Source organism: Capnocytophaga canis, from assembly GCF_000827555.1.
Taxonomy (GTDB): Bacteria; Bacteroidota; Bacteroidia; order Flavobacteriales; family Flavobacteriaceae; genus Capnocytophaga; species Capnocytophaga canis.
The window spans coordinates 14,106-36,769 of sequence record NZ_CDOI01000175.1 but is presented as its reverse complement, the minus strand read 5'-3'; the positions used below and the strand labels follow the sequence as shown (position 1 = coordinate 36,769).

At 36.6% G+C, this 22,664-nt stretch carries 18 protein-coding genes; 12 read left to right on the top strand and 6 right to left on the bottom strand.

Going from position 1 to position 22,664, the window contains the following annotated elements; all coding sequences use genetic code 11:
• Positions 1 to 4,615: T9SS type B sorting domain-containing protein (locus CCAND38_RS09340; RefSeq protein WP_042345005.1), on the top strand; the 4,615-nt coding region annotated here is incomplete at its 5' end.
• A gap of 523 nt (positions 4,616 to 5,138) precedes the next feature.
• Here the strand turns inward: CCAND38_RS09340 and rplT are convergent.
• The 4 genes from rplT to thrS form a co-directional block, all read right to left on the bottom strand.
• Complete coding sequence (gene rplT, locus CCAND38_RS09335; protein ID WP_042008651.1) at positions 5,139 to 5,483, bottom strand: 50S ribosomal protein L20; 345 nt, start codon at positions 5,481 to 5,483, stop codon at positions 5,139 to 5,141.
• A gap of 129 nt (positions 5,484 to 5,612) precedes the next feature.
• A complete protein-coding gene (gene rpmI / locus CCAND38_RS09330) occupies positions 5,613 to 5,810 on the bottom strand; it encodes a 50S ribosomal protein L35 (protein ID WP_042008648.1) in 198 nt (65 codons plus the stop codon).
• A 77-nt stretch (positions 5,811 to 5,887) separates the two neighbouring features.
• Positions 5,888 to 6,385, bottom strand: a complete 498-nt coding sequence (gene infC, locus CCAND38_RS09325) for a translation initiation factor IF-3 (RefSeq protein ID WP_212895895.1) — start codon at positions 6,383 to 6,385, stop codon at positions 5,888 to 5,890.
• A gap of 215 nt (positions 6,386 to 6,600) precedes the next feature.
• Positions 6,601 to 8,538 (bottom strand): threonine--tRNA ligase, encoded by a 1,938-nt coding sequence (gene thrS / locus CCAND38_RS09320; protein ID WP_042345001.1) that lies wholly within the window; start codon positions 8,536 to 8,538, stop codon positions 6,601 to 6,603.
• Between the two features lie 321 nt (positions 8,539 to 8,859).
• Between thrS and CCAND38_RS09315 the strand changes: the two genes are divergently transcribed.
• The 9 genes from CCAND38_RS09315 (at position 8,860) to CCAND38_RS09275 (ending at position 19,227) form a co-directional block, all read left to right on the top strand.
• Positions 8,860 to 9,861, top strand: a complete 1,002-nt coding sequence (locus CCAND38_RS09315; protein WP_042008642.1) for an AAA family ATPase — start codon at positions 8,860 to 8,862, stop codon at positions 9,859 to 9,861.
• Between the two features lie 40 nt (positions 9,862 to 9,901).
• Positions 9,902 to 10,555: an SGNH/GDSL hydrolase family protein gene (locus CCAND38_RS09310; RefSeq protein WP_042344999.1), complete on the top strand. Its 654-nt coding sequence runs from the start codon at positions 9,902 to 9,904 to the stop codon at positions 10,553 to 10,555.
• 387 nt (positions 10,556 to 10,942) lie between these two features.
• Entirely contained in the window at positions 10,943 to 11,809 is an 867-nt protein-coding gene (locus tag CCAND38_RS09305; RefSeq protein ID WP_042008638.1) for a DUF58 domain-containing protein, read from the top strand.
• A gap of 1 nt (position 11,810) precedes the next feature.
• Positions 11,811 to 13,427, top strand: coding sequence for an ETRAMP family protein (locus tag CCAND38_RS09300; RefSeq protein ID WP_042344998.1), 1,617 nt, complete (start codon positions 11,811 to 11,813; stop codon positions 13,425 to 13,427).
• 93 nt (positions 13,428 to 13,520) lie between these two features.
• Positions 13,521 to 14,522, top strand: coding sequence for a vWA domain-containing protein (locus CCAND38_RS09295; protein ID WP_042008633.1), 1,002 nt, complete (start codon positions 13,521 to 13,523; stop codon positions 14,520 to 14,522).
• A 95-nt stretch (positions 14,523 to 14,617) separates the two neighbouring features.
• On the top strand, positions 14,618 to 15,655 hold the full coding sequence (locus CCAND38_RS09290; RefSeq protein WP_042008631.1) for a vWA domain-containing protein: 1,038 nt from the start codon (positions 14,618 to 14,620) through the stop codon (positions 15,653 to 15,655).
• 1 nt (position 15,656) lies between these two features.
• Positions 15,657 to 16,562 (top strand): tetratricopeptide repeat protein, encoded by a 906-nt coding sequence (locus tag CCAND38_RS09285; protein WP_042008628.1) that lies wholly within the window; start codon positions 15,657 to 15,659, stop codon positions 16,560 to 16,562.
• A gap of 86 nt (positions 16,563 to 16,648) precedes the next feature.
• A complete protein-coding gene (locus CCAND38_RS09280) occupies positions 16,649 to 18,412 on the top strand; it encodes a BatD family protein (protein WP_042344997.1) in 1,764 nt (587 codons plus the stop codon).
• 41 nt (positions 18,413 to 18,453) lie between these two features.
• Positions 18,454 to 19,227 carry a tetratricopeptide repeat protein gene (locus CCAND38_RS09275; protein ID WP_042008624.1) on the top strand — a complete coding sequence of 258 codons (774 nt, stop codon included), beginning with the start codon at positions 18,454 to 18,456 and terminating at the stop codon, positions 19,225 to 19,227.
• 18 nt (positions 19,228 to 19,245) lie between these two features.
• Here the strand turns inward: CCAND38_RS09275 and CCAND38_RS09270 are convergent, their stop codons facing one another.
• Both CCAND38_RS09270 and trxB read right to left on the bottom strand, forming a co-directional pair.
• Complete coding sequence (locus CCAND38_RS09270; RefSeq protein WP_042344995.1) at positions 19,246 to 19,674, bottom strand: DUF4268 domain-containing protein; 429 nt, start codon at positions 19,672 to 19,674, stop codon at positions 19,246 to 19,248.
• A 215-nt stretch (positions 19,675 to 19,889) separates the two neighbouring features.
• Entirely contained in the window at positions 19,890 to 20,834 is a 945-nt protein-coding gene (gene trxB / locus CCAND38_RS09265) for a thioredoxin-disulfide reductase (protein WP_042344994.1), read from the bottom strand.
• 194 nt (positions 20,835 to 21,028) lie between these two features.
• On the opposite strand from trxB, the gene CCAND38_RS09260 reads away from it, so the two are divergent.
• Positions 21,029 to 21,865: an ABC transporter ATP-binding protein gene (locus tag CCAND38_RS09260; RefSeq protein WP_042344993.1), complete on the top strand. Its 837-nt coding sequence runs from the start codon at positions 21,029 to 21,031 to the stop codon at positions 21,863 to 21,865.
• A gap of 9 nt (positions 21,866 to 21,874) precedes the next feature.
• Positions 21,875 to 22,663: a hypothetical protein gene (locus tag CCAND38_RS09255; RefSeq protein WP_042344992.1), complete on the top strand. Its 789-nt coding sequence runs from the start codon at positions 21,875 to 21,877 to the stop codon at positions 22,661 to 22,663.
• The last annotated feature ends 1 nt before the right edge of the window (position 22,664 follow it).

The window sequence follows — 22,664 nt, the reverse complement described above, 5'->3', positions numbered from 1 at the left end:
TGATAGAGGCTGTGTGGTAACCACCACAGTAACCGTCCCAGGAGTGGAAGCCATGACAGCAACAGCGACTCAAATTACCCCAATCAGTTGTAGAAAAACAGGAGGATTGAAATTAGCGGAATGGCAAGTTTCTGTCAACAGAGGAGGAACGCCTCCGTTTACTGTGAAAGTTGAAAGTACCTCAAATGGTTACTCTCGCACACAAAGTTTAGCTTCTCATTCGGCGATAGGTACGTTCAATGGATTGGATTTCGGACAATATAATGCCATTATTACCGATCATAATGGCTGTGAAGTTACCATACCTTTTGATGTACTTGCAAATGCGAATTTCATTATCACCACTGCAGTTGCAACACCTACCGCATGTGCAACTACGGGGACGGTGAATGTTACCGCATTCAATACTATGGAAGGTTTGGAACCTGCTACAAACGGTTATTGGTTTGCCATCTACCAACCAGGTATTGAAAATATGCTACCACGTTTATTTACAGGAACTACTGAAACCGTAACCTACGGAACACAACAGATAGTATGGTATAAACATACAAATCAAACAGTTAGTGGAACAATCACTACGTCTGTAGAAAGAGCTTTCACAGGATTGCTTCCGGGGGTTGAGTACACATTTACAATGTACAACAGTGGTACAAACTGTTACTATACGCAACGGGCAACCATCCCTGTGCCGACTGCTTCAACTTTGACTTCTACAATTGGAGCTACCAAGCCTACAACTTGTAGTAGTGCTAACGATGGAAGTGTAACGTTCTCTGTGGCAGGATGGCAGGCAGGAACAAATTCCATTAACGCTCAAGTATACAACTACATTGGTAATACGATAGTACCTTTAGCTACACGGGCATTTGCTCCTGCTACTACTCCTTTTACAATAAACAATTTACCTGCTGGAAGATATTATATTGTATTTACAGAGAAAGATGGTTCAGGAAATGATACTTGCGTAAATGCTTCTAAAGATTTTATTATAGAGAAAGCCACAATAGAACTATCAGTATCCGCCACTCCAATGGTAAATGCTACTTGTAGCAGCAATGGTTTAGTTCGTTTGAACTTCAACGGAGGAAAAGCTCCATACCACTATGGTTTTGTGACAGGAAGTTCGACACCTACCTATTATCCTGCGACAAACGTCACTCATGCTACCATGGTAATGGTTCCTATGGGAACTAACACATGGACGGTCTATGTGCGTGATGCTTACGGTTGTGAGAAAAGTACCACCGTGTTCGTGCCAAAAGATACTGAACCTATGGTAGGAACTTCATATGTGATGTCCTGTGGCACAAATCCTAACACGTTAGAAACTCCTGTGCGTATCTCCATGAACCAATTAGGGATTGGAAATCATTTCTATACACTTGAAACAGGTTCTGGCGTGAAACCACAAGAGCCTATTACTTGGGATGCTTCAGGCAACGCTTTCTCATTAAACTTAGAGGCAGGTTCTTACACCATCACTATGCGCGATGGCAATAACTGTACCTCTACCACTACTTTTGTGGTAAATGAATTGATTCAGTATACAGCCAATATAAGCAGTGTAGCCACTTGTAGAACAACCGTTCCATCGGTAGAAATTGGTGTGAGTACCCCAACAGGTGGTACTGGTAACTATTTCTACATCTTGGAAAGAATCGAAGAAAAAGGAACTGCCAGTGAAACAGCCACCGTAGTATTAACAGGAGCTTACACACCTACAATCACCATATTGAACCCTGCATATGGAAACTATCGCATAGCGGTATATGATAACAATACTACTGCATGTCCTATTTACAAGGATTTACAAATTCAAGAACCTGTAAAACCAAATATTGCTGATGCAACTCTGGTAGCCACTCCGCTCACTTGCGATCCAAACGTAGGCGAAATTATCGTGAGTATGCCAAACTCGGATCCCGCAGGGTTTACTTTTGCCATTGTCCGTATGGAGGATTTGACCTCAGGTGGAATGGTAACTACTACGGTCACTGCTCCAACCACAGCAGATAACTACACCGCTAATTTCAAAGATTTGAGAGGTACGGTAGCAGGGGTGCGCTACACTATCCGAGTAGTGTCAAATGACAACGATTGTTATGCAGAAAGATACATTACGCTGACTGCTCCTGAACCGTTATCATTACAAAACGAGGCTTTAACAGCAAGTGCATACGCCTGTGCAGGTAATGGCCGAATGAATCCTGCAACGCTCACTTTTGATATGACAAAAGTGAAAGGAGGAACACCTCCATATCAGGCAACTTTCTACGATGCTACAACTAACGCTGCCTTAGGTAACGGAAACTCTTACACTCTACCTGATTTGAACGGAGGGACATTCTATATGATGATAACCGATCAAAACGGATGTACAGTGTCAAGCACAACTCCTGTGACTGTGACTCCTACATTTAGCTTAGAAGCTATTACCGTAACTATCACACAAAGCATTACTTGTAGTCGTGATGAACAGATTGGTGTTGAAGTGTCCGTGTTACCAAGCTATTTGGGAACTAACTTAAACTATATCTTAAGAAACATAGATACAGAAACGGTTGTAACACAAACTACAATCACTTCAACTTCGCATACATTCGTAGGTTTAGGTATGGGTAACTATGAAATTAAGGTCATCAACCTAAGCACAGGTTGTGAATTGACTTCCACCCACCGAGTGGACAATCCTAATACCTTTGAAATAATGGCTGAAAATATCGTCCGTCCAACATGTTACGGTGATTCGGGTAGCGTTTCTTTACGTTTCGTAGATGTAGCCTTAGGAAATGGCAATCAAGCCATCGATGGATTTACATACACTATTACGTCGGTAATAAATTCAACCGAAGTGTACACTGGTACTATGACCACAGATACTACAGGTATTATCAACCTAAAATCCGGAGCGTATGAAGTAATTGCTAAATCATTATTGAATGACTGTGAAACATCACCAATTCGATTAGTGATTCCACAAAGTCCTCCAAAAATTGAAATTCATGCCACTGAAACCTATGGAGTTACTTGCGACAATAACAAAGGTGAAGTGTTGGTAACTATCAAAGGAGGAGAAACTCCGTTTGAGGTGACATTAACCGGTAGTGGAGCTCCAATCACTAAAACAGGAGTGGTTCAGTATGCTCTATTCACAGGATTGAGTGCCGATAATTATACCATCTCTGTAACGGATGCTGTAGGGTGTACGATGTTTACTGGAACAACTTCCTTGACGTTGCTACAACCAAATAGTGTCTCAGCTACCGTATCTGTAACACACATTACGTGTATTGGAGACCAGAATGGAATCATTACCGTTAACGCCAGTGGAGGATCGGGAGAGGGAACATATTATTATGCTTTGTACAAGGATAATGTACTGCATAGAGAACCTCAAACTTCCAATGTTTTCAGTGGTTTGGGCGAAGCTACTTACTTTGTTGAAATTATCGATGCGTGGAATTGTGGTATCAGGACATCTCCAGTGAACATTTATGAACCAAGTCCAATGAATGTAGAAATCATCCGTGGAAGCTCTAGATTCTCCGTATGCCATGGAGAAGAAAATGCATACGTAAGAGTGAATGTTATCGGAGGAGGAACAGCTCCATACCGAGTTTCTGTAGTTCATAAAGACAGTTTTGTTGAGGTAGGAAGCTACTCCAACGTAAATCCTGGAACAGAGTTAGAATTCAAGAATAACAACATAGGACCAGGAAACTACGAAATTCGAATGACCGATGCCAACGAATGTTTGATGCAAAATACAGTATCTTTCACTGTGGTGGAGTTTCCCGATTTGACCATACGACACATTGAACAACAGGGTACGTGTGTTGACAATCAATATTCCGATTATATCGAAGTAGGATTTGCTATTGAGCTGGATTTCTCTAAGTTGTACTACACTCTGAATGGTTCTTCTACAAAAAATACGTTCTCAAACACCACACGTTTTGCTGGACGCATCTATGACTTTGACAGAACCATTAAAAAGCAACAGATTACAGTGTACTATGAAGATACTGTTTTAGGACTCTCTGAAAGTTGTAGCATTACAGCTGATCCTTTTACGGTTTACAACGTGCTACCTTTAACATTGGAAAGAGTAACGGACATGAGGCTGAATACCATTGAGGTTATTGCAGAACAAGGAACTCCTCAGTACACTTTCTATTTCAATGGAAAAGAACAAGGGGAAAATTCCGTGTATGTGATGAATATAAACGACCCTCAACGCATTGAAGATGGTAAAATAATCAAAATTATTGAAGTAATGGTTCAAGATTCCGCTGGATGTACTAGAACGATGACCATAGAGCAAGAATATTTCGACATCACCATTCCGAACTATTTCACCCCCGATGGAGATGGAATAAACGATTCTTGGAAACCTCGAAATATGGAAAATTTTGCAAATTCAAATGTACATATATACGACCGATACGGACGAAGAATCAAAACGTTACAATTTGTAAATGGAGTTCTTGATGAATGGGACGGAAACTATAACCATAAACCAGTACCTTCGGGGGACTACTGGTACATCATCGAAATAAATCGCCAAGATGATAACCGTCGATTTATGGGACACTTTACCTTGTATCGATAAGATCAAATGGTTTCTACAACAGATTGTAAGATATTGTGACTCTTAGAACATCTCTGTGGTAAGTGTAGAGCGAATTTATTAGATAAAGAAAAAGGAGGTAATTTATATCAACATTTAAGACATAATTCAAAAGATTTTGATTCTTTTTGAAAGAGGATTGTATGTACGGTATATTGCTGAAATATAATAAGTTATTATTGAAAAATGTTATTAGTTTTGGGTAAATCTGCACCGATAATTAGGAGCTTTTGCTTCTGTTTTTCAAAGAAACTTGAAAATGGGAATATCCTATAATCTGTGTAAGAAAAAGTTATTCTGATTTTTTTGGAGCTTTTACAAGCACTTTAAAAAAATCAGAATAACTTTTTGACTATTTTTGGCCCAAATTACGCGATAGGAATTTGGATTAAGTGACCATAAACAGCATTTTCACATTTGAATGCTCAAAAGTTAATACAAAATAAAAAGCCATCCTTTAAGGACAGCTTTTTAAAACGAAATAATATCTTTTGTTAAACGTTTTTTATTTTACTTTTTCAACAATAGCTTTGAAAGCCTCTGGATGGTTCATTGCCAAATCGGCAAGAACTTTACGATTCAACTCAATGCTGTTTGCTTTCAATTTCCCCATAAATTGAGAGTACGACAATCCGTGAAGTCTTGCTCCTGCGTTGATACGTACAATCCACAAAGCACGGAATGTTCTCTTTTTATTACGGCGGTCTCTGTAAGCGTACTGCATTGCTTTCTCAACAGCATTCTTAGCTACCGTCCAAACGTTTTTTCTACGACCAAAGAAACCTTTGGCTTGCTTCATTATTTTTTTTCTGCGAGCTCTACGAGCTACTGCGTTTACTGATCTTGGCATAAATGTTAATTATTTTTTGTAGTAGGTGGTCATTTTCAGACACTTCGTTTTACCTAACTCCATGGTTATTAATTCCCTTTTTGAGCTAAAAGTCTTTCACTTTGAATTACTCAGATGTTAAAAGAACAATTATTTCAAACCTAATTGTCTTTTCACACTTGCTTCATCATTTGGATGAACCAATGTTGTGTGTGTTAATTTCAACTTACGTTTAGTCGATTTTTTAGTCAAAATGTGACTTTTGTAAGCGTGCTTTCTTTTAATTTTACCAGAGCCTGTTACTTGAAAGCGTTTTTTAGCCCCTGATTTAGTTTTAATTTTTGGCATCTTGCTTTTGATTTTTGCGATATTATTTCGTTTTTATTGTTTGATGTTTTCTGCAAAACGGGTGCAAAACTACAACATTATTTTTTCTTAGGCAAGGGTGCAAGGAACATTGTCATGCGTTTTCCTTCCAACTTTGGCATTTGTTCCACTTTTCCGAACTCTTCCAAGTCGGTTGCAAGACGCAATAGCAAAATTTCACCTTGGTCTTTGTAAATTATTGAACGTCCTTTGAAGAAAACATACGCTTTCACTTTAGCACCTTCTTTCAAGAATTTTTCGCCGTGTTTTTTCTTAAACTCATAATCGTGTTCATCCGTTTGAGGTCCAAAACGAATTTCCTTGATAACTACTTTTGTGGCCTTTGCCTTAATTTCTTTTTCACGTTTTTTCTGTTCGTAAAGGAATTTTTTGTAATCGATTACTTTACAAACAGGAGGTGTTGCATTTGGCGAGATTTCTACCAAATCCAACTCTAATTCATCTGCAATTTCTAATGCTTTGCGAGTGGGATATATGCCTACTTCGACATTTTCCCCGACCAAACGAACCTCAGGCACACGAATCTCGTTATTAATTCGGTGTGGTTGTTTGTCATCTCTACCTGGAGTGTTTACCTTCTTGTTAATAATCTTCCTGATTTTTAATTAATACTATTTTTAACTCAAAGAATAATAAATTAGCACCTACAGAAGTGATTATGTACTAGTATTGATAGTCTAGTTTCCAAAATAAATCAGATAATCAATTGTATATCAATAATTTTACTTCTATTTCGCTATAAGCTATTCTCTTATTTAAACGACTTTATACTTTTTCCAATTTCAGTTTCAACAATCTTAACGAAAGCATCTACAGAAAGTGTTCCTAAACTTTCGCCTCCATGTTTTCTTACAGAAACTGTGGCTTCTTTTTCCTCATTTTCCCCTACAATTAACATATAAGGTATCTTTTGCGTCTCTGCTTCGCGGATTTTTTTACCAATCGTTTCATTACGATTGTCTACCAAAGTGCGAATATCGAAATTTTCTAATAATTTCAAAACTTTTTGAGCATAATTTTCATATTTCTCGCTAAGGGAAAGTATAATAGCTTGATTCGGCATTAACCAAAGTGGGAAATTACCTGCCGTATGCTCCAACAAAATCGCCACAAAACGTTCCATACTTCCGAAAGGAGCTCGGTGTATCATAACAGGTCTATGTAGTTCATTGTCAGAACCTTTATACCACAAATCGAAACGCTCTGGCAGATTGTAATCCACTTGGATTGTCCCGAGCTGCCAACTTCTTCCCAAAGCATCTTTCACCATAAAGTCCAACTTAGGGCCGTAGAAAGCTGCTTCGCCCGTTTCAATCACGTAATTCAACCCTTTTTCTTTGGCAGCGTTGATAATTGCTTGTTCTGCTTTTTGCCAATTTTCATCGGAACCTATATATTTAGTCGGATTTTCAGGGTCACGCAACGAAACTTGCGCCGTAAAATTCTCAAAACCAAGCGAACCAAACACATACAGAACTAAGTCAATCACGTTTTTAAACTCTTGATCTAACTGCTCAGGAGTACAGAATATGTGAGCATCGTCTTGAGTGAAGCAACGCACACGAGTAAGTCCGTGAAGTTCACCACTTTGCTCGTAGCGATACACCGTTCCAAACTCAGCAAAACGCTTAGGCAAATCACGATAACTCCAAGGTTTTGAATTGTAAATTTCGCAGTGATGCGGACAATTCATCGGTTTTAGTAAATATTCTTCGCCTTCGTTAGGTGTTGCAATGGGTTGGAAACTATCTTTACCATATTTTTCCCAATGCCCAGAAGTTACATACAAATCTTTATGCCCGATATGCGGAGACACAACCTGCTCATATCCAGCTTGTTTTTGTGCTTTCCGCAAGAATTGTTCTAAACGCTCACGAAGTGCTGCTCCTTTGGGTAACCACAACGGAAGCCCTTGCCCAACCTTATTTGAAAAGGTAAACAATTCTAATTCTTTACCTAACTTTCTGTGGTCTCGCTTTTTAGCTTCTTCCAAAAGAGTCAAATATTCAGTTAAATCTTTCTGTTTTGGAAATGAAATTCCGTAAACACGTGTTAGCTGTTTGTTTTTTTCATCGCCACGCCAATATGCTCCTGCGATACTCAATATTTTTACCGCTTTCACAAAACCTGTATTAGGCAAATGCCCTCCACGACAAAGATCGGTAAAGGTACTGTGATCACAGAAAGTGATTGAACCATCCTCTAAATTTTCTATCAATTCTGTTTTATACGGATTGTTTTTGTAAAAATCCAATGCCTCCTTTTTACTTACGGAACGCATTGAAAATAAATGCTTTCCTTTGGCGATTTCGAGCATTTTTTTCTCAATTTCTGGAATATCTTTTTCAGAAAAACTGTGTTGTCCGAAGTCTACATCATAATAGAATCCATTATCAATAGCAGGGCCTATCGTTAGTTTAATATCTGAGTATGTTTCTTCCAAAGCCTGTGCTAAAATGTGTGCTGAGGAATGCCAGAAAGTTTTCTTTCCTTCGGTATCATTCCAGGTATATAAAATTAGACTTCCGTCGGTGGTCAAAGGCGTGGTAGTCTCAACCACTTTTCCGTCGTAACTTGCTGACAACACGTTTCTTGCCAAGCCCTCGCTAATGCTGAGAGCCACTTCATAAGGCGTTATGCCCTTGTTAAACTCTTTAACTGAACCGTCGGGTAGTGTAACTTTGATCATATAATTTACTTATTTAAAGCGACAAATGTAAAAAAATAAAACGAAAAATGAAAAAATCAACGCATATTCTATTAGTGAGAATCGATTTTCATCAACTTCTGTGTGTTTTGATACACAGTTGCTTGTTAATACAGAAGATGTTATTTAGTGCTGTCATAGCTGATGACAAGATATAAAAAATGTTAAATAAAATCTCTTTGTCTTAGAAAAACTGAAACGAATTTCTTAAATCATTACAAATCTAATTATTTTATAAGATTTTTAACACTTAAGACAAATATTTTTACTACCTTGCGAGGCACAAAATACGAGGTATAACATATGGAAAATAATACTACTGTCGACATACGACAAATTAATGAGCGAATTGAAAATGAAAGCCTTTTTGTAGATTCACTCACGCGAGAGATGAATAAAGTAATCGTTGGGCAGCGACATATGGTTGATGCTTTGCTCATCGGATTGTTAGGACAAGGCCATATCCTTTTGGAAGGAGTTCCAGGCTTGGCGAAAACACTATCAATAAACACTTTAGCTAAGGCTGTACATGGATCCTTCAGTCGCATTCAGTTTACCCCTGATTTACTCCCTGCTGACGTAGTAGGAACGATGACCTACAACATTAAGCAAAATGAATTTTCTATCAAAAAGGGGCCTATATTTGCTAACTTTATTCTTGCGGATGAAATAAACAGAGCTCCTGCCAAAGTGCAATCTGCACTACTGGAAGCGATGCAGGAAAAACAAGTTACTATCGGCGATAATACTTTTGTCCTCGACAAACCTTTCATGGTAATGGCTACACAGAACCCTGTAGAACAAGAAGGTACATATCCTTTACCAGAGGCTCAAGTGGATCGTTTCATGCTCAAAGCTGTGATTGACTACCCAAAACTGGATGAAGAGCAATTCATTATGCGTAACAACTTATCAGGCCAACAAGAGGTAGTAAATCAAGTAGTTAGCTTAGATCAAATTCGCAGAGCTCAGCAAGTGGTTCGTGAAGTGTATATGGATGAAAAAATTGAAAAATATATTTTGGATATTATTTTTGCCACACGCTATCCTGAAAAATATAATTTAGCTGATTTAAAACCTCTTATAAAATTTGGAGCTTCGCCTCGTGGAAGTATCAATTTAGCAACTGCTGCCAAGTGTCATGCTTTTATCAAACGACGTGGTTATGTGATTCCTGAGGACGTACGTGCTGTTATTTATGATGTGTTGCGTCATCGTATTGGAATTACATATGAAGCAGAAGCAGAAAATGTTACTTCCGTTGAGATTATCAACAAAATCGTAAACACAGTAGAAGTTCCTTAGAGCTGTTGTTTTTTCTTTTAAAATTATTACTTTTTTGATTATGAAACGATTTGTCGTCTTGTCTTTTTTTGCTGTTTTTATTCTCAATGGATATACACAAGAACGAAAACACTCGCATTTTTACGAGCAACGGTCAGATTTGTTTGAAAAGCTACCTGTAACCTCAGAAGATATTGTTTTCATAGGAAATAGCATAACTAACGGAGGTGAATGGAGTGAGTTATTCCCTGAGAAAAAAGTGAAAAACAGAGGTATCAGTGCAGATACGACCGAAGGAGTTTATGAGCGTTTAGATTATATCGTAAAGGCTAAACCTGCTAAAATATTTTTGATGATAGGAGTGAATGACATCGCCCGAGGTTTTGAGGTAAAAACCATCGTCGATAATATGAAGAAAATTGTACAAAAAATACAACAAGAATCTCCCACAACAAAGATTCATATTCAGAGTTTATTGCCTGTAAATCTTGATTTCGGCACATTCAAAAATCATATGAGACCAGAAGTAATAAAGCATATCAACGAAAGGTATAAACTTATTGCTGAAGAATATGGAGCTATGTACATTGACCTATACCCATATTTTGTGGAAAAAGGAACCGATAAATTGGCAGCCAAATACACCAATGATGGTTTGCACTTAATGGCAGAGGGGTATTTTCAATGGAGAGATATTTTACACCCGTATTTGTGAACCTGAATTCATTTATTATTAGATGGGAAATGAAAAAAATAGAAATACAAGGATATAAAATCAATTCAAAACCGATTAGCATCAATGCAATATATCAACGTTTTAACAGATGCAAATGGTAGCTGTAGGATATTTTATATCTTTTTTTAGTTTTTGCAACATCTTATAAGAAGAATCTACGTGAGGATTATGTAGTTCAGAAATACACAAAGGGTAGCAAAATGATAGACGAAATAACTGGTTAAAAAACAAGATTTTAACACTGTTTTTACTGATTTTCTAAATTCAGATTTATAAATGATACTAAAAGGGAAGTTACTTGATTAGGCAATTTTTACAGATAAAACCTATGTTTAACGCCTGGTTTGAAAGTATTTAACTGAAAAAATGGACACAAAAGAAATATTAAAAAAGGTACGAAAAGTAGAAATTAAAACCCGCCGATTGAGTGATAACATCTTCGGAGGAGAATATCATTCTACGTTTAAAGGACGTGGGATGACTTTCTCGGAGGTGCGTCCATACCAATATGGTGATGATATCCGCAATATCGACTGGAACGTAACGGCTCGTTATAACGAACCTTTCGTAAAAGTTTTTGAAGAGGAGCGTGAACTGACACTAATGCTAATGGTTGATGTTAGTGGTAGTGAACTCTTCGGGACGATGAACCAATTTAAAAGCGAAATCATCACTGAAATAGCTGCAACTTTAGCGTTTTCGGCCTTGCAAAACAATGATAAAACAGGATTAATTCTTTTTTCTGACACAGTAGAACTTTACATTCCTCCGAAAAAAGGAAAATCACACGTACTGAGAATAATACGTGAACTGATTGAATTTCAACCAAAAAGCAAGAAAACAAACATTTCCAAAGCCTTGGAATTTCTAAGTCAGGTACTGAAAAAGAAAGCAATCGTATTTATACTTTCTGACTTTATGGATAAAGGGTACGAAAAACCTATTCAGATTGCGGCTAAAAAGCACGATGTAACAGGCATCCGCATTTATGACCAAAAGGAAACTACTTTACCAAACTTGGGATACATCACTGTGAAAGATGCAGAAACAGGCGAACTGATACTGGTGAACACGGCTTCAAAATCGGCTCGGATGCAGTATGAAAAGTATTACAGAGAAAATGTTGCTTATTACGAAAATTTGTTACAAAAGTCAGGAGCTGGAACTGTAAGTTGCCGATGTGATGAGAGTTATACTCAAAAGTTATTAGGTTATTTTAAACGAAGAGGATAAAATGAAAGATAAATTTATCATTTTTTGTGGATTGTTTTGGAGTATATTTTCAGCTAATTCACAGGAAATTAAGGTAGAAACCGACACTAAAAACATCAAAATAGGTGAACAGATACGATATAAAATTTCGGTAGAAACTACAACTGAAGAACCTATTTCATTCCCTGAAGGACAGACATTTATGCCTCTGGAGATGGTGCGTTCGTCTGCCATTGACACAATGCGAAAGCAAGAAAAATATCGCTTGATAAAAGAATATTTTCTAACGCAATTCGACTCAGGAAGTTACACCATTCCACGTCAAAAAATAATTATTAATTCCAAAGATTTTTACACTGATTCTTTACTCGTAGAGGTACGTTCGATACCAATAGACACGCTCAAACAACCTCTTTTTGATGTGAAGCCAATCATAGGTGTGAATTCAACTTCAAAATCAAGGGTTTATCTGTGGGTTTTACTTGGAATCATCATCATTATAACAATCGGATTTTTAGTATATTACTTCTTTTTCCATAAGAAAAAATTGTCCGAAGAGGAATTGCGAAGGAGGTTACCTCCTTTCGAAAGGGCAATTGAAGATCTGAAAAAATTGCAAAATTCCAAATATCTAATCGAATCGAATCACAAGGCGTATTACTCAAAATTGACAGATATTGTCCGCGAATATTTGGAAGACGATGTACATATTTTAGCTAAAGAAAGTACTACGGATGAGTTACTTTCTAAAATAAAATTAATGCAAGAAAATGGCAGTCTGAATCTTTCGGAAGAAACGGTAAAAAACCTAAAATCAGTACTACAAACTGCTGATTTAGTAAAATTTGCCAAAAGCAAACCAGCCGACAGTATCGCCGAATACGATCGGAAAATGATTGAAGAGGTCATCATTAAAACTAAACAAGCCATACCCGAAGTAATAGAAACGACAGAAGGCTTGTCCGAAAAAGTTGCGGAAATTCAGAACAAAAACAAAAAACGGAAACTTGTTGTCATTTCAGGGATTGCCTGTACGGTGGCATTGCTTATCGGGAGTTTAGTCTATTTCTATGCCGATAGCATTACTCAACTTTTTTATAACAGTCAATACATCAAAGAATTATATGAAAAAAAATGGGTAACAAGTGACTATGGTGTGCCGATTACAGAACTATCAACTCCTGAAATTCTAAAACGTAAACAAATTGTTAATTTACAAGAGGTTGGAATGCCTGTGAAGAAACAACATTTTTTTGAATTTGGAAGTATTCATTCAGAATTGTACGTAATGACTAGTATTATTACATTTCACCCTCAAACGAACGGACAACAAGTTGAGTTAAATCCCGAATTAGTCAACAATTTGATACTATCGCAAATAGAAGCTGCTAAAGCAACCAATATTACGACATTCACCGAAGAATATACTTCAACCTCAGGTGCGAAGGGTATGAAAGTTTACGGAAAAATGGTTTTAGTAAATGAAAAAACAAAATCGCCTTTTCAGGCTCATTATGAACTATATAGTTTCACAGAAAATGGAGCTTTACAACAACTATTAATCACTCATATTGACGACCCTAATGCTTATAAAATCGCCGAAAAAATTGTAAATTCAATTCATTTCAAACGGGAATAGCTTTTATTCGAAAAGAACATGGTATAATCCTCATGGAATGTTGATTTATATCATCAAAAAATATGTAAGAAAAATGATTTTAAGAATTAACGTATGTTTAAAGATATAACTTTTGCAAATCCAATCTTCTTTTGGTTATTGGCAATCATTCCTTTGTTAGTCTTATGGTATGTTTATACATACAAAAAATCAAGACCAACACTAACCCTCTCATCAGCCGCCATTTTTAAGCAAAAAAGCGGATGGACAACCTTTGGGTATCATTTATTATTTGCGTTGCGAATATTAGCTATAACGTTGATTATAATAGCATTAGCTCGTCCACAAACTCGCTCAGAATCTGCTAAAACCAAGATTACTGAAGGAATCGACATCGTGATGGCAATTGATGTGTCGTCCAGTATGCTTTCACAAGATTTAAAGCCAAATCGGTTTGAAGCATTGAAAAAAGTAGCATCGCAGTTCGTACGCGATAGAGTTTCGGACAGAATTGGTTTGGTTGTTTACGCAGGAGAAAGTTACACTCAGACACCTGTAACAAGTGATAAATCAGTGATAATCAACGCAATAAATGCTCTTACTTACGGACAAATAGAAGATGGAACTGCCATTGGTATGGGACTCGCTACTGCCGTAAACCGGTTGAAAGACAGCAAAGCAAAGAGCCGTGTCATCATTCTACTTACCGATGGAGTGAACAACACAGGGTTTATAGACCCACAAACCGCTGCTGAAATGGCTGCTGAGTTTGGCATAAAGGTGTACACAATTGGTATCGGAACTAATGGAATGGCTCTATCTCCTTATGCTTTAAATGCTGACGGAAGTTTCGTTTACCGAATGACTCAAGTAAACATTGATGAACCACTGATGAAAAAAATAGCTCAAACTACTGAGGGAAAATACTTTAGAGCTACCAATAACAAAAAATTGGAAGAGATTTACGAAGAAATTAATAAAATGGAAACTACTGAAATTGAAGAATTCAAATACACAAAGGTGGAAGAAAAGTTTCGAATTTTAGCTCTAATTGGAGTCTTTTTATTGCTATTAGAATTTTTATTGAAGCACTCCATTTTCAGGAACGAAATTTAAGGTTTTGATATCTATTCGTAGAAAAAAAACATGTAAACCAAATAGTTACGAAATACTTAAAAAGTAAAATAATTAGATAAGAAATAAATCGTGTCATGATACACATAGACGAAAAAATATATTTGTGGCTCATTTTATCGGTAGGGGTACTATTTTTATTGTTTTCTATCTCCCGCATCCGGATGAGACGACAACAAAAACAATTTTCCGATGAGAATCTACTAAAACGTTTAGCTCCCGATCGTTCACGCTTTAAACCGTTGTTAAAGTTAGGAATACTTTCTGTTGTAATCGTGGCTCTATCCGTAGCATTAGCAAATCCAAAAGTAGGAACGAAACTCGAAACTGTTAAACGAGAAGGTGTGGACGTGTTTTTTGTTATTGATGTTTCTAAGAGTATGCTAGTGGAAGACGTGGCTCCCAATCGATTGGAAAAGGCTAAGCGATTAGTGTCCGAAACTCTAAATCAACTGAAAGGCGACCGAGTAGGAATTGTAGCGTATGCGGCCAGTGCTTATCCGGTGTTACCCTTGACAACTGACCATTCGGCTGCCAAAATGTTTTTGCAAAGTATGGACACCGATATGCTTTCCTCACAAGGGACGGCAATCCAAGAGGCAATACGAATGACATGCAGTTATTTCGACAATACGCAGGAAACGGCACGAATCTTGATAATCGTCTCTGATGGTGAAGATCATGAAATGGGAGCTTTGGAAGTCTCGGAAGAAGCTGTTAATCAAGGAGTAAGCATCTATACCATCGGTATAGGAACTGAAAAAGGAGGCCCTATCCCAATCAAGCAAGGTAACGTAACTCAGTCCTACAAACGTGACAAGAATGGCGAGGTAGTCATCTCTCGACTGAACGAGAATCTACTAAAAGAAATCGCAGAAAATGCCAACGGAAAATACATAAACGGCGAAAATACAAAGGAAACGATTGATGAACTTATAACCATTTTAGATGGCACTCAAAAAACCGAATTTGAAACTCAAAAATTTGTTGATTATCAAGATCAATTCCAATGGTTTTTGGCGGTGGCTCTGTTACTATTGGTTTTCGATTTATTTATTTTTGAACGTAAAACCCTGTGGGTAAAAAAACTCAATTTGTTTAACGAAAAGAAATAGAATGATGCGGATTTTATTATTTGTATTTTTATTAACAGGCTTCATAACTTTTGCTCAAAACAGAGAAGAACAAACTAAGAAAACTCTTGAAGAAGCAAAAAATAGGTCTGAAAAATATACTCAAAAGGGAAACAAGGCTTTCAACAGCGATAAACCTATTCAAGCAGAGGTTGAATATCGAAATGCAATTGCTGAAAACAAAGAAAACGGCATTGCTCAGTACAATTTAGGGACGATGTACTATAAACAAAAAAGCTACGACGAAGCTTTCTACCGATTGAAAAATGCGTCCACTTCAGCAGAGGTAAGTCATGCCGAAAAACATCAAATCTTCCATAACTTAGGGAATACATTTATGAAAGAAAAGGCATATGAAAAAGCTGTACAGGCATATCAAGAAGCATTACGAAATAATCCTAACGACGAAGAAACTCGCTATAACTTAGCTGTTGCTAAAGAGATGTTGAAGAAAAATCCTCCTCAAAGTCAAGATAATAAAGACAATAAACAAGATAACAACGAAAACAAAAACGACGAGAACAAAGACAGTCAAAATAAAGAGGAAAACAAAGACCAGAATAAGGATAATAAGCAAGATAACAAAGAAAACGAAAAGGAGGAGAATAAAGATAATCAAGATAACAAAAACAATAAGGACAAAGAGAAGGACGACAATAAAGAAGATAAAAATCAAGATAAAGGCAACAACCAAGATAGACCCAATAATCCTGAAGATGGCAAGAATGACAAAGATAAGGGTGAAGGCAAAAACACTCCTGCGTCACTATCGCCTCAGCAGATGGAGCGTATTTTAGAGGCTATGAATAACGAAGATCGGAAAGTTCAGGAGAAAATTAACGCTAAAAAGGTAAAAGGTGAGCGTATCAAATCAGAAAAAGATTGGTAATAGCTTCTATTTACTACTAATCAATAAGTTGGAGTTGATTGGCTTTAAGGTTTTGTCATCTATACAATTAGAAATAAAGAAAAAATATGAAACATCGCATATTATTTATTATTAGCTTATTTTTCAGTGTGTTACACTCTCAAGAAGTAGAATTTACTGCCAAGGTCAGCAAAGACAAATTGGGAGTAAATGAACGTTTGCGTATCGACTTCACAATGAACAAAAATGGAGATAATTTTACCCCTCCTGACTTTAAAGGGTTCACAGTAGTTATGGGGCCTTCGCAATCGGTTTCAGATATGTGGATGAATGGGGTGAGAACTTTCTCAAAATCATTTAGTTATACCTTGCAACCTACTGCTGAGGGAAAATTCACTATTCAAGGGGCGAGTATTGATATTGGTGGAAAGACCTATACCACAAAGCCAGTTGAAATAAGTGTTACGAAAGCAGTAGAAACACCTTCGTTGGATAAACCGACCACTGACCTTATTAAAGACAATTTGTTTTTGGTAGCAGAAGTTTCAAAAGGAAATCCATATCTGAACGAAGGAATCAGCGTAATCTATAAACTTTATGTGGGTGGACAAGTTGCATTGAATGATTTAAGAGTTGTGGATGTTCCAAAATTTCCTAACTTTTGGAGTCAAGAAATACGGATGGCCATGTCGCAGTATGAGGTAGATAATTGCACCTACCAAGGAAAAAATTTCCGTTGTGTGACCATAAAAAAGATGGTGCTATATCCACAAAAAACAGGAAAAATTACCTTGGAACCACTATCAGTGGATGCAGTTTTGGCTGTACCTACGCAACAACGCGATTTTTTCGGCAGAAACATTATGCAACAATCCGTACAGCGAGTTAGCTCTGGGAATAGAGTACTTAACGTTCGTGAGCTTCCCGAAGAAGGAAAACCCGATGATTTTTCAGGAGCTGTGGGTGATTTTACTTTTGAGGTAAACGCAACCCGCAAAGAGCTGAATGCATCAGAATCGACTCAAATTAAAGTACAAGTTTCGGGGAATGGGAACTTGAAACTATTTGATTTACCTAAACTTACTTTCCCTTCATCTTTGGAGGTCTACAACCCTGAGCAAAAGGACAACGTCAACACCACCCTTTCGGGAATGCGAGGAACGGTAGAGCAAACTTATACAATTGTGCCTCAATATGGAGGAAAATATCCCGTAGGAGCTACTTCGTTTTCCTACTTTAACCCAAGTACACAGAAGTATCATACCGTTAAAACAGAAGATATTCTCCTTGATATTGCAGGAACTCCTGCCAAAGAAATTCAAAGCACGGGAGAAATAGTAAAACAAAGCGTACAAAATTTAGGAAATCAGTTCCGATTTTTACAACTCAATCCAAATTTACAACCAATAGATCAGCCTCTTTTTTTCAGTACATCGGCTTATTATTGGTGGCTATTTTTACCCCTACTCGCTATACCAATAGCTTTATTCTGGCAACGATTCCAGCAAAAAAGACAAGGCGATGTGGAAGGAAACAAAATCCGTAAAGCAAACCGTTTAGCCAAGAAGTATTTAAGTGAAGCAAAACAGAGAATAACGGACAAAGATACGTTCTATGAAGCACTAGAACGAGCTTTTCACAACTATTTGAAAGCTAAACTGAAAATTGAAACCTACGAAATGAGTAAGGAAAAAATCAGCTCACTGCTACAAGAAAAACAAGTGAAAGCCTCTACGCTGGAAACATTTATTAGCTTATTGAAAAACTGCGAATTAGCCCGTTACTCACAGGCTCATTCTGTTGCTTCATTGGAGAAAGATTATGAGCTATCAGTACAGGTACTCTCTGAGCTTGATAAGCAGATAAAGTAAGATATTGTGTTCGAATAAAACAAAAATATTAAAGAAATAACATAAAAAATACTATGAAATTACGATATATATTGAACATTAGTTTCTTTATTTTAGGACTGGGAACGAGCCTTGCACAGGACAATGAAAAGTTATTTTCTAAGGCTACAGAAAGTTACAACACGAACGATTTTAAAGGAGCTATAGAATCGTACATGAGTATCTTAGATTCGGGATATGAATCCTCAGAACTATACTACAACTTAGGAAATGCTCATTACAAGCTGAATCAAGTAGGAAAAAGTATTTACTACTACGAAAAAGCTCTTAAGCTCAATCCTGACAACGAGGATGCTCGTAATAATCTAGTATTCGCCAACCAAATGACGGTTGATGTTATCACTCCATTACCCAAAACGTGGTACACACAGTTATCAAACCGTATTACTTCATTATTTTCACTCAGTACATGGGCTATTTTTCCTATTTTGAGTGTTTTTGCTTTTGTAATATGCTTTTTGATTTACTTTTTCACCCCTTCAACAATCTTGAAACGCATATTTTTCACACTTACTCTTGTTTGCATAGTAACTGCTGTAGGCACCTATTTCATAGCAAATTTCCACTATAAAAACTATGTGAATGAGAAATATGCAATTCTATTCGAGAAAACCATCCGTGTTTTTGCTGAACCCAATGCGTATAGCTCAGAAGTATTTATTCTGCATGAAGGTACAAAGGTAGAAATTATCGAAACCCTTAACGAATGGATAAAAATCCGTTTGGCAGATGGAAAAATAGGATGGGTGAAGGAAAATGTGTTACGAGTTTTATAATACCTTAAGTAAACAATATCACTCTTTAATAACATCTTCATATTCAAACCAAAAGGATTCAAATTGACTCATTGTACGGTACAAAAATTCCATAGTCTCACGCCAACTGTCCTTGTTATGGATATTCACACCGTATTTTTGGACGTAAACTCGACTGATTCCTTTCTGATTAGGAAGTATATGAGTTTCTTCGAAAATAGCATCAGGCAGATATTCTGTTAAAAGAATCTGTTTCAGGGAAAGCATTTTATTGTAGTATAAACACCTGTTTTCTAAATTGTTATCTTCGATATCAAGTGTTACCATTGCTTTTTTTTGGTCAAAATAGAATTTAAAACTGAAATCTTTAATTTTAGTGTCATAAAGCACCCATTTTCGAGGAAATGACTTGCCAAAAGAAGTCCAAAATTCTTCGCGTAGTTTTTTTGCTTCTGCTCTGCTAAACATGTGTTGGTTTTTAAATCTGTGGTGAGGCTGATTAAAGCACTAAAAAACTTTGTCAATTTTTTCTCAATTTTGAAAAACGGAAAAGAATTTGACAAAGTTTCTATTTCAATTAAGTATTGCCTTTTTTTTACATAACCTACTTCGTATCAAAGAATTAATTTGCACTCTCTTACCGAAGTAAATCCATATCTCAGGAAAATAATCCGAAGAGATTTTTATTCTAAGGTCATTAAGTAGCGTTCGGCATCTAAAGCTGCCATACACCCTGAACCAGCAGCTGTGATAGCTTGACGATAGCGACTATCAGCGGCATCTCCTGCTACGAAAACTCCTTTTACGTTGGTTTCAGAAGTTCCTGGCACATTTTTAATGTACCCCACTTCATCTAAAGTGATAAACTCCTTGAAAACATCGGTGTTTGGCTTATGTCCAATTGCAACGAAAAATCCTGTTACAGGTATTTCAGAGATTTCATTCGTTTGATTATTACGAACTTTAATCCCCGTAACTACCTGACCATCACCTAAAACTTCTTCTGTTTCGGTATTGAAAAGCACTTCTATGTTTTGCGTTTTTAGCACACGTTCTTTCATGATTCTCGACGCACGAAACTCATCACGACGCACTAACATGGTTACTTTTTCACATATGTTAGATAGATACAAAGCTTCCTCACATGCCGAATCTCCAGCTCCTACGATAGCAACCTGTTGTTTTCGGTAAAAAAATCCATCGCAAACGGCACAAGCAGAAACGCCACCTCCCATCTTTAAGTAATGTTGTTCGGAAGGCAGACCTAAATATTTTGCAGAAGCTCCTGTAGCGATGATAACAGTTTTAGCGTGGATTTCGTGTGTTTCGTTTACCCAAACTTTATGAGGTGTTTGCGAAAAATCGACTTTTGTCACCCATCCGTTTCTTATTTCAGCACCAAAACGCTCTGCTTGTTGTTGCAGTTCAATCATCATTTCAGGACCTGTAATTCCCTTTGGATATCCAGGAAAATTTTCAACTTCATTGGTAGTGGTCAGCTGTCCTCCAGGTTGTTCTCCTTGGTATAAAACAGGAGACATATTGGCACGTGAGGCATAGATTGCCGCAGTGTATCCCGCTGGACCTGAGCCAATTATTAGGCATTTTACTTTTTCTACGTTTGCCATTGTATTACTGTTTTTTATAGTTAACCCCACAAAAATACATATTTTAAATGAATTAAACAATTATTTGTCGAATGGTACAATGGTGAGGTGTTTTGAAAATATTTTAAAATAAATCTCAAAATATTTGGAGGTTTCATTTTTTCAATATACTTTTGCAGTGTATTAGTTAAGTAGAACACTAAATCAGTTTATGTATGATACGAATTCAAAATTTAGATTTTTCTTTCCACAAGAAAGTTGTATTCCAAAATTTGAACTTGCAGATTGAAGCAGGACAAATTTGTGGATTATTTGGAAAAAATGGGGTCGGGAAAACCACGTTGTTGTACAACCTCACAGGGTTATTGTTTCCTCACAAAGGAAAAGTGGAGATGTTGGGATTTGAACCTAAGAAGCGACAGACGGAATTCCTACAGGAAATTTTTCTAATTACCGATGAAGTATATCTGCCTGATATCTCGATTCGGCAATATGAAAAAACCATCGCTCCTTTTTATCCAAAGTTTGATACGGTACAATTCCTTGAATTTTTAAATAGATTTGAAATTCCCTCAGAAAGTCAGATTAATAAACTGAGCCTTGGACAGCGCAAAAAAGTCCTGATTAGCTTTGCCTTAGCAACGAATACTGCTATTGTACTGATGGATGAACCTACAAACGGACTCGACATTATGGGTAAAACTCAATTTCAAAAAATACTTGCTGAACAGATGAATGATGATCGCTATTTTATCATCAGTACACATCAAGCTAAAGATTTAGAAAATCTTATCGACCGCGTGATAGTATTGGATAATGAAAAAATATTATTCAATCAATCTGTACGAACGATTTCTGAGAAACTAAATTTTAAAATTTCAGAAAATAAAGCTGAGCTGAGCAAGGCTTTTTATGCTGAAACCAATTTCTTTGGCAATGTAATGGTACTTCCCAATCATGAGAATACCGAAAATCGGGTGGATTTGGAATTGCTTTACAAAGCCGTAACTACTAATTCTGAACAAATAAATCAATGGTTTAACTCAAAATAACAATACCCCATGAAACAAATTGGACTATTACTCCGCAAGGAATGGACGGAGAAACGTACGTTTTTTATATTTTTTACGATAGTAGCATTACTCATAAGTATAGGTGTGATATCCTACTATTGTTATGTCAGTTGGATAAATTCAGTAGATACAGGATATTTCTTTTTCTCTACGGAGGCTTTTTTGATGCCCTATATAGTCACAATATTTGTGTGGGCTATCATCTCTCCCTACATCGCTTTTAGGGATTTTAAGAAAAGAAAATCAGCTATTTACGAATGGTTAATTCCTGCTACTCCAACTCAGAAATGGTTGGTTAAATGGTTTATCTATTGTGTTTTGTTCTTTATCTTTTTCACAATCCTGTATGGAATTTTGTATTATATTTCAGCTCAAATAGTGGATAAATTGAACTTTGTAAATACGTATGCTCCAGAAGATTTTGGACTACCTTCATTTAGCCATTTTATTGGAATAGGAACAGTTATTTGTCTGATGGCACAGTCTATTTTCTTTGCAGGAGTACTGTTTTTTAATAAATTTTCCATGTTTTTCACTACTTTTTCTTTCTTTTTATGGATTTGTTTTATGATAGCTTTGAATTCAATTTTAGGAGAATATGGCAGTATTTTTTTTGATACTGTATTGGGGGTGGAAGCAGATGAAGGAATGGGCTATTATGCTATTCACAAAAATTCAGAAAATATAAAATTGTTATTAACCCTGTTATTCTATATCGGAATTTTTATGTTGTACACATTATCTTATTTTAAATTTAAGGAAAAAGAAATACGATAGC